Below are 13086 nucleotides of genomic sequence, written 5' to 3'. Positions count from 1 at the left end.
AATGCAGCTCTTTGGTCAAGAGGTCGGCAACAGCCGCCCCCTGTTCCTTATTGCCGGGCCGTGTGTGCTCGAATCCGAAGCGCTCGCGCTGCAGATCGCGCACGAGCTGGCAGCAATTGCCAGGCGGCTTGACCTCCTGGTCATCTTCAAGGCGTCCTTCGACAAGGCCAATCGCACGTCCGCCGCGTCGTTTCGCGGGCCCGGCCTTGATGTCGGCCTGTCGATCCTGGCCAAGGTTCGCGCAGAGACTGGGCTGCCGGTAATCACCGACGTTCACGAGATTGCCCAGGTCCAACCTGTCGCGGAGGTGGTCGACATGCTGCAGACGCCCGCATTCCTCGCGCGCCAGACCGATCTCATCGAAGCGGTTGCGCGAACCCGGTGCCCGGTGAACATCAAGAAGGCGCAGTTTATGGCACCTGCCGATATGGCACAGGTGCTCGACAAGGCCGTCCGGGCGGCGGAAGGTGCGGGCCAGGCGACCGATCGCTTCCTGCTGTGTGAGCGGGGCACCAGCTTCGGCTATCAGAACCTCGTCAACGACATGCGCGGCCTCGCCGTGATGGCCGAGACCGGCGCGCCCATCGTGTTCGACGCGACGCATTCGGTGCAGTTGCCTGGCGGTGAAGGCAACCGCTCGGGCGGGGATCGAAGGTTCGTTCCACTCCTCAGTCGCGCCGCGGTGGCGGTCGGGATCGCCGGCCTCTTCCTGGAAACGCACCCGGAACCGGATCACGCGCTGTCCGACGGGCCCAACGCCTTCCCCTTGGGTGGGCTATCGGCGCTCATCGAGCGGCTGCAGATACTCGATGACGCGGTTAAGACCAACCGGGCGGATGATCCCTATTTCATCTAATTCTTCGATCAAGCGAACGTCCAAATCGGGAATGGCGCGCGCAATAGCGAGACCGACTCTAGAGCCCCGCTGCCGCTCCAGCGCCGAAAGCAAGAACCACCGCACGGAGCTTCGTTGGCGCGCCGAGCTTTTCCAGCGCATTGCGCAGATGAAACTCAACGGTCCGACCGGAGATTCCCAACGTTTGCCCGCTTTCATCGACTGTCTGGCCCAACGCGGCGAGCTTTAGACACTCGAGTTCCCGGTTCGACAAGCGGGGCCCCCGGCCGACCCATTCGGCGAGCGGCACGAGGGTCTTGGCGAGCGCGTGGAATTGCCCGGCGAGGAAGGCCAGTTCGGGCGCGCGTGTCTCGATGAGCCGCTTGATCGATGGTTCGTCATGGCCGAACAGGCTAAGATAGCCGGGGCAGCCAGCGCTGTCCTGGACCGGAATAGCAAGGCCCGCGTCGATTCCGCGGCCGCGCTCGCCGTCGAGCCAGGCACGCTGCTTGTGCGTCGTTGGCATGCTATGGCGTGTCGACCAAGAAAATGGCGTATAGGCACCGCGGATCAGCGCGAGCGAGGGATCACTGGCGATCCAATGCTCGTCTTCGCGTTCAGCCTGGCTCGACGTGGTGATATGCCGGATAGGGAAGCCGGGCTCGCGCTCGTCCAGACCCCAGCAGGGCCTGGCAAGCTGGATGTAGCGCCCACCGTAGAAGCCGAGACTGCGCGAGAATTTGAGCAGCCAGTTTCGAAGATCCAGTGCCGAGCTGCAGTCGCTGAGCCCGGGCAGATTCGTGTTGGGCCCCACGGGTTTGGATGCATGCGCTACGGGCCCGAATCCTGTCTCGGTATAGTTCTGCACGCAATCGTCGCGCACCGCCTGGCCGACAAGCATTTGCATTCCCCCGAAGTTATCCCAAAGAGGAGACACGTAGAGGAACGATATTTGGCAGGATATTTTTGTTACATTTTAGTGACAGATTTGGCGGATATGGTATAGGGAACGTCACCGCTAACTTAAAACAATCACATTTCCGGGAAGTCGGAAAATCTTCACGCCTAGAGCCAATTCCGCCTGACTAAAAAAATCATCTAATCGTGATACGTAGTACGTTCCACTCAGCGTCCTTGACGCTAGTCGTGAGTTTGAAAGCAACACTTTGCCGGAACGATAGCGATTTATTTCATTCACCACGTCGCGCAACGGCATATCTCGGAAAATGAGTGTGCCCGTTTGCCAGGCTGTCAAGACCGCGGGATCGACTCCCGGATGCACCGCGCCGATCGTCGCGCTGTTGTAACGAACCTCGTCGGCCGGTTTCAGAACGCGTTTCGCATTGCCCCAGGCAACCTCGACGCCCCCGGCCAGGCACGTGATGCAGACATCATCTCCATCACGACGCGCATTGAAACGCCCGCTACGGACGACGCTGGTGCCCGCACCCGCAACGAGCGCAGCCGATTGCGTGCGCCCACTGGTCAGCACCGCTTCCCCCGTGATCAACTCAACGGCGGGCATAGCGAGCCCCGCACGCATATCGATGCTGGTACGCGTATTCAGATCGACACTGGCACCGTCGGCGAGTTGGATCACTCGACGCTCGCCCGGTCCCGTGCGATAGTCAGCAATGGCCTCTGCCGGGCTCGGCACAAAGTCTAACGCCCGTCCTATCGCGATGGTGCCCGCGACGGATGCTGCAAGCGCGCCGCCAAGCATCTGCCTGCGCGAAATGCGCGGCGCGCGCGCCGGTGCCTTGAACGGGACCACATTGGCTGCTGCCGCCTCGTTCGCTTCGGCCTCGGTTTCGACGATCCTCACGAGCTCTCGCAGCCGCAGTGCGGCGCGGAAAGCTTCTTCATGCGCACGGCTCTGGCTGCGCCACGCGACGAATGCAGCCGCGTCACGATCGGTCGCCTCTCCGGAATGGAGGCGATTGAGGTGATCCAGACCCTCCAGGCGCAAGCGCGAGAGGTCAGAATCTGTCCGGCCGCTCCTCTGCGTCATCCTGAATTGCTGCCCATTCGCCCCAGGGAGAGCGTACCAAAATCGGTCATCGCTCACGCCCCCTTACTGAGAGGACACTTCGGCGAGACGTTTTTGCAAGTCGGCGATGAAAATTTCTTCCGTCGCCTCTTGCAAATAGCGTGTCGCGAGCAGCAATTCGTGTCGCACCGTCCTCTCTGAAACGTTGAATTCCAAAGCAATTTCCTTATACTCTACATTGTGAACCCAGAAACGGCGGAACATCGCGCGCCGGCGTCCTGGCAGGCCCTGGAGGGCGCGTTCGACCGCTTTCAGATCCGAACGCGCCTCTGCGACGCGTTCCTGGTTGGGCGTTTCGTCGGGAAGCTCAACAAGATCCTGAATGTCCCCGGCGGACAAATGTCGCGCTTCCGACCGAATCCGATTGCTCGCGATATTAATGGCCATACTGAGCAGGTAGGATCGCGGATTGCGGATCTCGTCCTTTATATCGGTGCGTTGCAGCCGGACATAGGTATCCTGCAACGCTTCGTTCGCCGCATCGGCGGAACCGAGCCGACCGGCAAGACGCCGCCTGAGATCGGAATAGTCGGAGACCAGCAGGCCGATCAATATATCTCGCGGAGACGCGCTCACAAAATCGCCCCGATTGGGCCGACAAGGGGCTGACACTTTAGAATGCGAGATCCCCTAACCGACCGTCTGCAGGGCAACTTGCTGCATCACCGATAGATCAATCTCGATCACGAACTCCATCCGGGCTGGAAGGCCGGCTGGAATCGGCGGCAGGGGTTGCGCTCTGGTCAGGGCCTCGAGCGCCGCATTGTCGAGCAGTTCGGAACCGGAGCTTTCCTGGATCCAGCTCTCGAGGACGGTGCCGGCGCGATCGATCCTAAAGGCCAGCTGGGTGACGCCCGCCAGATGCAGGCGACGCGCTTCCGCCGGATAGCGACTGCCGCGCGCAAGAGACGCATAGAGGCGGCGCTGATATTCGCTGAAGTCCGCGGCAGTGGTCGATCCGTGCTCGCCCGCCCCCTCCGGGGCGAGCATAGTGCCGACCGCATCGCCCGGCTTGGATACCAGCCTGATGGGTTCCGCAAGGGTTTTGGTCGGCCTTGAAAGCGGCGCTGTTCCCTGGCGCGGGACGACTGCAGGTGCCTCATCATGGTTCGGAGCAGCACCACCGGTCTTAGCGTCGCTCATATGGTCGATCGGAATCAACTCCACGACGAGCGGCTGAGTCGACCGCTTAAGACCAACACGCTCCTCTCGAAAATCGGACAGGCCATACAGAATGCCGCCCACTATGGCGGCATGGCCGACACATGAGCAAAAAAGGCTTAGATAGTTGATCCTGTTGAGGTCAGGCATGAACTCTCTCGTGAGTCGGGATCCCGCTCATTTTAGACCACATTATCAGAGACGTTAGTGTGACATGCCCTAACCGGATGTTCGCCCAGCTAGGGAAACCCCCAGTCCTGAGCAAAGAGGAGCTCGCGCCGTGCCCGCAACGCCAGAATATCGCGGTCTGGTGGCGATTCAATCCTGATCGGGGATCGCGATGAGCGGCGAGATTCTTCTAAGCGAGCTGGCCGATTGGACGCGTGGTAAGGCCAACTATGCTATCAAATTCAACGCCGCCCCGACTCATTTGTTCGACGTCTTGGCCCCCGGATCGCGCCAATGGCATCACACCGGGCTCCACCGACGGCACGGCGTGGTAACAGGTCGATGATGCCCGCATCTCCGGCCGCAAGCGCTGCCGAATGGCCATGTCATGCGCCGGCCCATAACGATAAAGCGGCAGCGTCCGCTTGCGGTTGCTAATAAGCTCCGCCACCACTTCGGTGCATCCAACGCTGACCGGAGTACCGCCCTTGCCCGTGCGCACCAGAGCGACCCCTTTGCTCTTACCGACCTTGCTCATGCTGGTGTCGGCCGCTCCGCTGCCGGTGAAGACCCCGATACCAGACCGGCCGCTCGACGCGGTGCTCGCCCGCTTCGATGCGGACGAGCACCCCGACCTGAAGGGCGTGGTGGTCCTGCGCGATGGGAAGATTGTCGGTGAGCGCTATTATAACGGCGAGACGCCCGACACCCTGCACGACATCCGATCTGCAGGGAAGAGCATCACCGCGCTGCTGGTCGGCATTGCGATCGACCGGGGACGGATCGCCAGTGTGGAGGATTCGGTTGCGCGCTACTGGCCGGAAGCGCGGGATAAAGCGATCGGGGCCGTGCGCCTGCGCGACGTATTGACGATGCGCTCGGGCCTTGCCGCGTTTGACGAGGACCCCGCCTCGCCGGGCAATGAAGACAAGATGGACGAAGCCGCCGACCCGCTGGCATTCGTCCTGTCGGTGCCGCAGGCCGATCCCCCTGGCACGCGCTATCGCTACAATTCGGTCACCGCTTATACCGCTGGGGTGGTGGTGGCCAAAGCCACGGGCGGTACCCTGGCGGCCTTTGCGGACGCGAACCTGTTCGCCCCGCTTGGCATCGCACACTGGCAATGGAGCGCAGATCGCGCGGGCTATACCAAGGGCCAGGGCAATCTGATGCTGACGGCGCGCAGCCTCGCCGCGATTGGCGAAATGGTGCGCGACGGCGGACGCTATCACGGTCGGCGCATCGTCAGTGCGGCATGGCTGCGTGCGGCGCTCGAACCCAAGGTCGCGATCGGCGAGAGTGATCCCTTTGCCGATGGCTATGGCTATTTCTGGTATGCCAAGCGCCAGCAGATCGGCGGGGTGGATATTCCGGTGTCGTTTGCCTCGGGCAATGGCGGCAACAAGATCTATGTCGTGCCGAGCCGCCATCTGGTGGTGGCGATCACCTCCAGCGCCTATGGCCACGGCTATGGGCAGCGCCGTTCGGAGGCGATCTTGAAGGCGATCCTGTCCGCCCCCCGCCCTCTCGGCGTCGTTCGGCGCGCGGGATGAACCGTCATTGCGCAGTGCGGTCGCAGCGCGCCGGGCGCGCATGGCATTGCCCTGCTGCCCGGTCTTGCGTTAGCGCTATCACGCGTCATCGGTGAACGCGGAAAGAAAGAAAGCCGGAAGAGTCGGCTGAGGGGGAGACGGGGATATGGTCGGTGCCATCGGGCGGTTCGCGGTCGCGCTCACCATGCTTGTTTGCTTGGCCTGTGCGCGCCCGGCGCGGGCCGAGGACGGATACGATCTCTGGCTACGCTATCGCCCGCTACCGCAACTGCAGCGGCCGGCGGCAACCGTCTCCGCAATCACCGTGCTGCGCGAATCGCCGACGCTTCGCGTGGCAGCGGAGGAACTTGAGCGGGGTTTTTCGGGCCTGTCCGGACATGCGGTGGCACGGCGGGACGCCATCACCGCCGATTCGGTCGTCCTTGCCACCGCCCAAGTGCCCGAGGTGGCGGCGCTTGCCCTGCCGGTCGCGGCGCTGAATGACGAGGGATATCTGATCCGTCCGGCGACGCTCGGTGGGCGGCGGGTGATGCTTGTTACCGCCAAAACCGATCGCGGCGTGCTGTACGGGGCCTTCGCGCTGCTGCGCTGGGTGCAGACCGGCCATGCGGTGCGCACCGCCACGCTTTCGTCGAGCCCCGCGACCAAGCTCCGCTTGCTCAACCATTGGGACAATCTCGATGGCACGGTCGAACGCGGCTATGCCGGGCAGTCGCTATGGGATTGGTGGACGCTCCCCGATTTCCGCGACCCGCGCTACACCGATTATGCCCGCGCCAATGCTTCGATCGGCATCAACGGCACCGTGCTCAACAACGTCAACGCCAAGGCCGACAGCCTCACCGCACCGTATATCGCCAAGGCAGCAGCCTTGGCCGACATCTTCCGCCCTTACGGCATCAAAGTGTACCTCTCTGCCCGGTTCTCTGCGCCGATCGAGTTGGGCGGGCTGAAGACCGCAGACCCGCTCGATCCGCAGGTCGCCGCGTGGTGGCGCGCGAAAGCTGATGAAATCTACCGTGCGATTCCCGATTTTGGCGGCTTTCTGGTGAAGGCCAATTCCGAGGGCCAGCCAGGCCCGCAAGACTATAAACGCAGCCATGCCGATGGTGCCAACATGCTGGCGGCGGCGCTCGCCCCGCATGGTGGCGTGGTGATGTGGCGTGCGTTTGTCTACGCGCAGGAGAATGCCGAAGACCGCGCCAAACAGGCGTATGATGACTTCAAGCCGCTCGACGGGAAATTCGCCGCCAATGTCATCGTCCAGGTGAAAAATGGCGCGATCGATTTTCAACCGCGCGAGCCCTTCCACCCGCTGTTCGGCGCGATGCCCCACACGCCGCTGATGATCGAATTTCAGATTACCAAGGAGTATCTCGGGCAGGCGACCCACCTCGCCTATCTTGGTCCGCTGTTCGAAGAGACGTTGCGGGCCGATACGCTGGCAGATGGACCGGGCTCCACCGTCGGACGTATCGTTGCAGGGAGCGGCGGCACGCTGACCGGCATGGCAGGGGTCGCGAATATCGGCCGCTCGCGCGACTGGTCGGGATCGACCTTCAACCAAGCCAATTGGTACGCCTTCGGGCGGTTTGCGTGGGATCCGCAGGCGTCGTCAGCCGGAATCGCGCGCGACTGGGCGGCGATGACCTTTGGTCCGAACCCAGCGATCGTCACGCCGATCACACAGATGATGGCCGGATCGCGCGAGGCGGTGGTCGAGTATATGACCCCGCTTGGTCTCGCCCATCTCATGGCGACCGCCCACCATTATGGTCCGGGGCCGTGGATCTCAGATCTGAAGCGGCCCGAATGGAATCCCTATTATTACCACCGCGCCGACAAGGACGGCGTTGGCGTCGAACGCGGGCCCGGCGGCACCAACGCGACCAGCCAATACGCCCCGGCCCTTGCGCGCGCGCTGGCCGATCCCGCGACCACGCCAGACGCCCTGCTACTGTGGTTCCACCACGTGCCATGGACGTATCGCCTGAAGTCGGGAAAGACGCTGTGGCCGGAAATGGTCGCCGATTATGATCGCGGGGTCGCCTATGTCGATGACATGCGCCGGACTTGGGCGAACGTACGCCCCGCCATCGATGACGAGCGCTTCGCCAAGACCGCAGCCTTCCTCGACATCCAGCAGCGCGAGGCGCGGTGGTGGCGCGATGCCAGCCTGGCCTATTGGATGTCGGTCAACGGCTTGCCGCTCCCGCCCGGTGCCGCGCCGCCCGCACACGATCTCGCTTGGTATAAGGCGCAAAACTTCCCTTATGCGCCGGGCAATCCCTGATGACGCCCGCCGCCTGCGGCGGTCGCGCCACTCGGATTGCAATACCCAATAGTGTCGGAAGAGGATCCCCCCATGACGCATCGTAAACAGACGCTCGCACGCTGGATGGGTGCCGCAGCCGTGGCCTTGATCACCAGCTCTGCCGCCTATGCCGATCCGCTCGCGACCGTGGATCGCAATGGCAGCTTCGTCGCGATCGAACCCTATGCGCCCAATATCGTTCGGGTGACGATCGCGCTTGATTCCCGCCTCGCCAGTGCCGCGCCAGGCCCCGGCCCCACTGCCCCGGTCGGTCCCACGGGGTGGACGCATCGTGCCGATGCCACAGGAGACGTCTTTTCCTCCTCCGCACTGTCCCTGACGGTCGCAGCGCAGCCCTGGCCAAAGGCCCCGACGCAGATGGAACGCTATTTTGCGCCATCGCTTCCGCCGGTCGAGATCACCATCAACGATGCCGACGGCCATAGCATCTTGCACATGACCGGGTGGGAAATGGCACCGCATACGGTTGCGGGCGAGAAGACCTTCAAAGTCGGCGCAAGTTTTTCCGCGCCGCTCGATGAACATTATTACGGCCTCGGCCAGAACCAGGAAGGCAGGCTGGACTTGCGCGGCCGCACGATCGACTGCCGCCACAATTACGATGCGCCAGCGGGCGAAACGGTCTGCGTTCCCTTCCTCGTCACCAATAAGGGCTATGGCATCGTTTGGGACAATCCATCGCAGACCACCGTATCGCCGGGATTGTACAACAGCACCCATTGGCAATCGGAGGTCGGTGAGCGGGTCTCCTTTTTCGTCATTACCGGTCCCACGACGGACGCGCTCTACGCGGGGTATGCGACGCTGACCGGCCAAACGCCGCTGCCGCCAAAGGCGGCCTTTGGCCTGATCCAGAGCAAGGCACGCTACGAGACGCAGGCCGAGTTGCTCGGCATCGCGGATGGATATCACCGCCGCGGCTATCCGCTCGACGTGATGGTGCTCGACTGGTTCTACTGGACCCGGATGGGGCAGCTCGACATCGACCGTAGCTATTTCCCCGATCCCAAGGCGATGAACGCCACGCTCAAGAGCATGGGGCTGCGCAGCATCGTCAGCGTCTGGCCGCGCTTCGAACGCGAGTCGCGCTATTACAATATGCTCGCCGCCAAGGGCTGGCTGCTGCATGATGCCGATGGCAGCGTGGTGGACGGCCTGCCCATTCGCTCCGATCGCGCGGGTGCCTTGCTCGACAGCACCAATCCGGAGGCGCGGCGCTGGTTTTGGGACAAAATCCGCGACAATATCGCTTCGCAGGGGTTCGACTGGTTCTGGCTCGACGAGACCGAGCCGGACCTCGTGCCCGATGGGCATTTCTATGCGATCGGATCGGGCGACCGGTACCACAATGTCTTCCCCTTGCTGCATACTGCCAGCGTCGCCGAGGGTTCAGCGAAGGATCGTCCCGATCTGCGCAACCTGATCCTGTGCCGCGCCGCGTATCTGGGCACGCAGCGCAATGGCTGTCTGTTCTGGTCGTCGGACGTTCAGGCAACGTGGGAGGCGCTGAAGCGCCAAGTGCCGACGGGCCTCAACATGACGGCATCGGGCATCGCCTATTGGAGCAGCGATACCGGCGGATGGCAGTGGCCCAATGGGCCAAAGGCCGAACGTCCCGTCCTGCTCGATCCGGCCGGTGCCACCGCCATGGTGCCGAGCTATACCGATTATCCCGAGCTGTTCGTCCGCTGGTTTGAGTATAATAGCTTCACGCCGACGCTGCGCATCCACGGACAGCGCCCGGCCACCGCGATCTGGGAGTATGGCAAGGCCGCCGAACCCGTCCTCGCCCAGTATCTCAAGCTCCGTTATGCACTGATACCGTATCTCTATGCGCTCGGTCGCCACACTTATGAAAGCGGCGCGCCCTTCATGCGCGCTTTGTTCATGGATTTCCCGGACGATCCCAAGGTCGTGGACCTGGGCGACGAATATATGTTCGGCCCCGCCTTCCTCGTCGCCCCCGTGACCGAGCAAGGCGCGACCAGCCGCCCGGTCTATCTTCCGGCGGGTGCGGACTGGTATGATTATTGGACCAATGAACGGTATCACGGCGGCCAGACCATCACCGCTGCCGCGCCAATCGACCGGATTCCGTTATTCGTTCGTGCGGGCTCGATCGTGCCGATCGGCGCGCAGGTACCCAGCACCGCGACGCGGCAACCGCTGGAAAGCATCCGCGTCTATCCCGGCCGCTCGACCAGCTTCACGCTGTATGACGATGATGGTGTCAGCAATCGCTATCGCACCGGCAGCGGCGGCACCGCGCTGCACTGGGACGAAGCGACGCAGCGTCTGTCGAGTTCGGGCAAATTGCCGACCGGGCAAGATGTCGCGCCGCTGGTCAAGGTCATCGGCCACTGACCGGACGAACACTCCGCAGATTTAATCGCGCGACACCAAAGGAAGGCTAAGGGCGAAGCGGCAGCACATAATCCGGCTGTCGCCCGACACCGCGTACGACCACCCGGTCGGCGAAGAAATCGAGGCGCGCGTAAGCGGTCTCCGGCGTATCGAGCATCGCCTTGAGATTCAGGTAATGGACGCCGGCATGCTCGCCGTAATTGCCGTCATGGTTATGCCCGTCGAGCCACACCTTGGTCGAACGGTGGCGTTCGATCACCGCCATCACGGCCGGGGCGTTCCACAGGTTATGCGGGTTTTCGGGAAATAGCGGGAAATGGCTGAACAGCATCGCTTTCATCCCGCGACGGTCCGCCTCGGCGAGTTGCGCGTCGATCCAGCGCAGTTGCGCGTCGTCGATGCCGCCATCCCATAGCGGCTTTTCCGGATAAAGCGCCGCATGCGCAGCCATGCTACGAGTGTGTTCGGGGCTGCCCGCCGGCCAGCCAAAGCTGCTCAGGCCGGTCCCGTCGGTGACGATGAAAAGCCAGTTATGGCTGGTGAAGCTATAGTATCGCGCTGGCATGCCCAGCTTTTTCACGACCAGCGGCTTATGCGCATCGTCGATCGCGAACTCGTGATTGCCGAGCACATAATGCCACGGATGCCGCAACTTCGCCGCCACCGGCAGGAATGCTTCATAACTCTCCCAGTCTCGGTCGATGAAATCCCCGAGATGGACGACGAACGCCAGCTTTTGCTGATTGAAATCGGCCACGGCCGCCGCGAGTTTGGCCGGTGCCGTGTGATAAAGCCGCTGACCGCTATCGGGTTCAGCCGCATATTGCGCGTCGGCGATCGCGCCGATGCTGAAGTCGGGACGGTCATTCGCCACGGCGGCGGGCGTCGCGCTGGCAAGCCCCGCCAAAGCCGCCAAGTGCATCGCGAAGCGCATCGTCCGGTCCGATCCGATAGAGGTCGCCGGCCCCTTTAGCGCCGCCCGCGCGATTGTCACGCGCGCTTCATGCTTCTGTCCTAACGCGGCCGAGACTCGGAAAGACATCCGGGCAGGGAGGCACGAAGTGACAGCGCCACGACGCGCGTGTCGGCGTCTCTGCAGGGGCGCGGCGCGGTGAATGAGATTTCCGCCATCCTGATTCGGCGACGCGCCGATCAGGAGGAAGCAGATTTGCGCCAGGCGCTCCGGCGCTTTGTCGGGGGACGGTTGAACCATCACGCCGATGGTGAGGACATCGTCCAGGAAACCTATGTACGGCTCTACGACTATCGCCGGACCCGGCCGGTGGCGGATGCCGCCGCATTTTGCTTCACGGTCGCGCGCAATCTGGTGCACGATCATTTTCGCCAGCGTAGCGCCTTGCCGCCGACCAGCGACCTCAGCGACGAGATCGTCTGCGCCAGACCGCGCGCCGAGGAGGTGCTGGACTATCGCCAGCGGGTGGAGATTTTGGTGCGTGCCTTGAAAGTGATGCCGCCGCTGCGCCGCGAAGTCTTTCTGCGCCGCCGGCTCGACGGCACCGCGAGCGCGACCATCGCCGCCGATTTGCAACTGAGCATTGCGGCGGTGGACAAGCATTGTACGCGCGCAGTAGCCGACTTGCGCTTGGCGCTGGAACGCCGCGGCCTGCCGCCCGGTGCTGCGCGATGAGCCGTCGCGCCTCCCTGCAGGAAGCTGCGGGCCTCGCCCTGTCGGGCAAGATGGGCGATGGGCCGCAGGCCGCGACCGCCGAATGCGTCCGGGCAACGCTTGACGACCCGGCGCTGGAGGAGGCGCTCGGGACAGCGGCGGCGTTCGGTCGCCTGTCCGACGCCGATATTCTGGCGATGCGGGAGACCCGGCGCCGCACCCTGACAACGGCGGGGGCGACCGCTGCGGTGCTGCTCGTGCTGGGTGGCGGCGCATGGCAGGCGACGCGCCTGGGCACCGCCCCTGCCCTTGCCACCCATTATGAGACCAAACGCGGCGAAGAGCGCGTGGTCGCACTGGCGGACGGATCGCGGCTCGAACTGAATGGTGCGACCGCCCTCGACGTCACGATCAACGCGCGGCAGCGCACCGTCGTGCTGCGCCGCGGCGAAGCGTTTTTTGATGTGGCGCATGAACCCGACCGGCCCTTTGTCGTCACCGCGCGCGGATCGAGCACGCGCGTGCTTGGCACCGCGTTCGACATCGATCTGGCGCATCACGAAGTGAAGCTCGCGGTGTTTCGCGGACGCGTACGGTTCGGGGCAAGCGGTGCCGACACCGGCGTGCTGGTTCCCGCAGGCTGGCGCTCCCGCTTCGACGGCACTGCGGCGAGCGCGCCAAGCCGGTTCGATCCGACGCAGCAGGATTGGCGGCATAACTGGCTCGACACCGATGAAATGCGGCTGGGCGATCTGGTAGAGGCGCTCAACCGCCATGGCGGGCCGGTGATCGAGGCCCCGCCCCCACAGCTTGAAAAATTGGTGCTGTCCGGGCGCTTCAAGCTCGACAATCCCGAACAGTTACTGGGGGCAATCGGCGCTGCCTATGGCTTCGCTGTGGTGCATCAGGGCGCACAATTGCGACTGAAGCCGGCCGCGTCGCGTGACACCAAAATGTCATCACAATGACGCTGCACTGCAACAAAATTCTTTT

The 13086-nt window shown here is 63.4% G+C and carries 12 protein-coding genes; 6 read left to right on the top strand and 6 right to left on the bottom strand.

What is annotated here, in order from left to right:
• Position 1 precedes the first annotated feature (1 nt).
• Positions 2-856 (top strand): 3-deoxy-8-phosphooctulonate synthase, encoded by an 855-nt coding sequence (kdsA, locus tag H4W01_RS07690; RefSeq protein ID WP_209610554.1) that lies wholly within the window; start codon positions 2-4, stop codon positions 854-856.
• A gap of 58 nt (positions 857-914) precedes the next feature.
• Here the strand turns inward: kdsA and H4W01_RS07685 are convergent, their stop codons facing one another.
• The 5 genes from H4W01_RS07685 to H4W01_RS07665 form a co-directional block, all read right to left on the bottom strand.
• A complete protein-coding gene (locus tag H4W01_RS07685; RefSeq protein WP_209610553.1) occupies positions 915-1736 on the bottom strand; it encodes a helix-turn-helix transcriptional regulator in 822 nt (273 codons plus the stop codon).
• A 117-nt stretch (positions 1737-1853) separates the two neighbouring features.
• Positions 1854-2846 carry a FecR family protein gene (locus H4W01_RS07680; RefSeq protein ID WP_209610552.1) on the bottom strand — a complete coding sequence of 331 codons (993 nt, stop codon included), beginning with the start codon at positions 2844-2846 and terminating at the stop codon, positions 1854-1856.
• Positions 2847-2909: 63 nt separating this feature from the next.
• On the bottom strand, positions 2910-3437 hold the full coding sequence (locus tag H4W01_RS07675) for an RNA polymerase sigma factor (RefSeq protein ID WP_334685197.1): 528 nt from the start codon (positions 3435-3437) through the stop codon (positions 2910-2912).
• A 78-nt stretch (positions 3438-3515) separates the two neighbouring features.
• The gene (locus tag H4W01_RS07670; RefSeq protein WP_209610550.1) at positions 3516-4196 is read right to left on the bottom strand and encodes an energy transducer TonB; all 681 of its coding nucleotides are present in this window, start codon (positions 4194-4196) and stop codon (positions 3516-3518) included.
• A gap of 208 nt (positions 4197-4404) precedes the next feature.
• Positions 4405-4752: a hypothetical protein gene (locus tag H4W01_RS07665; protein WP_209610549.1), complete on the bottom strand. Its 348-nt coding sequence runs from the start codon at positions 4750-4752 to the stop codon at positions 4405-4407.
• On the opposite strand from H4W01_RS07665, the gene H4W01_RS07660 reads away from it, so the two are divergent.
• The 3 genes from H4W01_RS07660 (at position 4751) to H4W01_RS07650 (ending at position 10466) form a co-directional block, all read left to right on the top strand.
• Positions 4751-5767: a serine hydrolase domain-containing protein gene (locus tag H4W01_RS07660; RefSeq protein ID WP_209610548.1), complete on the top strand. Its 1017-nt coding sequence runs from the start codon at positions 4751-4753 to the stop codon at positions 5765-5767. The two genes, H4W01_RS07665 and H4W01_RS07660, sit on opposite strands and share 2 nt — an antisense overlap.
• Before the next feature lie 184 nt (positions 5768-5951).
• Positions 5952-8060 carry an alpha-glucuronidase family glycosyl hydrolase gene (locus H4W01_RS07655; RefSeq protein ID WP_334685420.1) on the top strand — a complete coding sequence of 703 codons (2109 nt, stop codon included), beginning with the start codon at positions 5952-5954 and terminating at the stop codon, positions 8058-8060.
• A gap of 72 nt (positions 8061-8132) precedes the next feature.
• Positions 8133-10466, top strand: coding sequence for a TIM-barrel domain-containing protein (locus H4W01_RS07650; protein WP_209610546.1), 2334 nt, complete (start codon positions 8133-8135; stop codon positions 10464-10466).
• Positions 10467-10512: 46 nt separating this feature from the next.
• Here H4W01_RS07650 and H4W01_RS07645 read toward each other — a convergent pair whose 3' ends face one another.
• Entirely contained in the window at positions 10513-11460 is a 948-nt protein-coding gene (locus H4W01_RS07645) for a metallophosphoesterase (RefSeq protein ID WP_209610545.1), read from the bottom strand.
• A 117-nt stretch (positions 11461-11577) separates the two neighbouring features.
• Between H4W01_RS07645 and H4W01_RS07640 the strand changes: the two genes are divergently transcribed.
• Positions 11578-12114, top strand: a complete 537-nt coding sequence (locus tag H4W01_RS07640; RefSeq protein WP_185867720.1) for an RNA polymerase sigma factor — start codon at positions 11578-11580, stop codon at positions 12112-12114.
• Entirely contained in the window at positions 12111-13061 is a 951-nt protein-coding gene (locus H4W01_RS07635) for a FecR family protein (RefSeq protein WP_209610544.1), read from the top strand. The genes H4W01_RS07640 and H4W01_RS07635 overlap by 4 nt, the downstream gene beginning before the upstream one ends.
• Positions 13062-13086: the final 25 nt, after the last annotated feature.

The sequence above is a fragment of the Sphingomonas sp. PL20 genome, assembly GCF_017875905.1.
GTDB lineage: Bacteria > Pseudomonadota > Alphaproteobacteria > Sphingomonadales > Sphingomonadaceae > Sphingomonas > Sphingomonas echinoides.
The sequence above is the reverse complement of the archived record's forward strand: the minus strand, read 5'-3'. Positions and strand labels throughout refer to the sequence as shown.

What these genes read in the sequence shown, in the direction of transcription:
- kdsA (WP_209610554.1), top strand. Translation starts at nt 2, where the DNA reads ATGCAGCTCTTTGGTCAAGAGGTCGGCAACAGCCGCCCCCTGTTCCTT.
- H4W01_RS07685 (WP_209610553.1), bottom strand. Translation starts at nt 1,736, where the DNA reads ATGCTTGTCGGCCAGGCGGTGCGCGACGATTGCGTGCAGAACTATACC.
- H4W01_RS07680 (WP_209610552.1), bottom strand. Translation starts at nt 2,846, where the DNA reads ATGACGCAGAGGAGCGGCCGGACAGATTCTGACCTCTCGCGCTTGCGC.
- H4W01_RS07670 (WP_209610550.1), bottom strand. Translation starts at nt 4,196, where the DNA reads ATGCCTGACCTCAACAGGATCAACTATCTAAGCCTTTTTTGCTCATGT.
- H4W01_RS07660 (WP_209610548.1), top strand. Translation starts at nt 4,751, where the DNA reads ATGCTGGTGTCGGCCGCTCCGCTGCCGGTGAAGACCCCGATACCAGAC.
- H4W01_RS07665 (WP_209610549.1), bottom strand. Translation starts at nt 4,752, where the DNA reads ATGAGCAAGGTCGGTAAGAGCAAAGGGGTCGCTCTGGTGCGCACGGGC.
- H4W01_RS07655 (WP_334685420.1), top strand. Translation starts at nt 5,952, where the DNA reads ATGCTTGTTTGCTTGGCCTGTGCGCGCCCGGCGCGGGCCGAGGACGGA.
- H4W01_RS07650 (WP_209610546.1), top strand. Translation starts at nt 8,133, where the DNA reads ATGACGCATCGTAAACAGACGCTCGCACGCTGGATGGGTGCCGCAGCC.
- H4W01_RS07635 (WP_209610544.1), top strand. Translation starts at nt 12,111, where the DNA reads ATGAGCCGTCGCGCCTCCCTGCAGGAAGCTGCGGGCCTCGCCCTGTCG.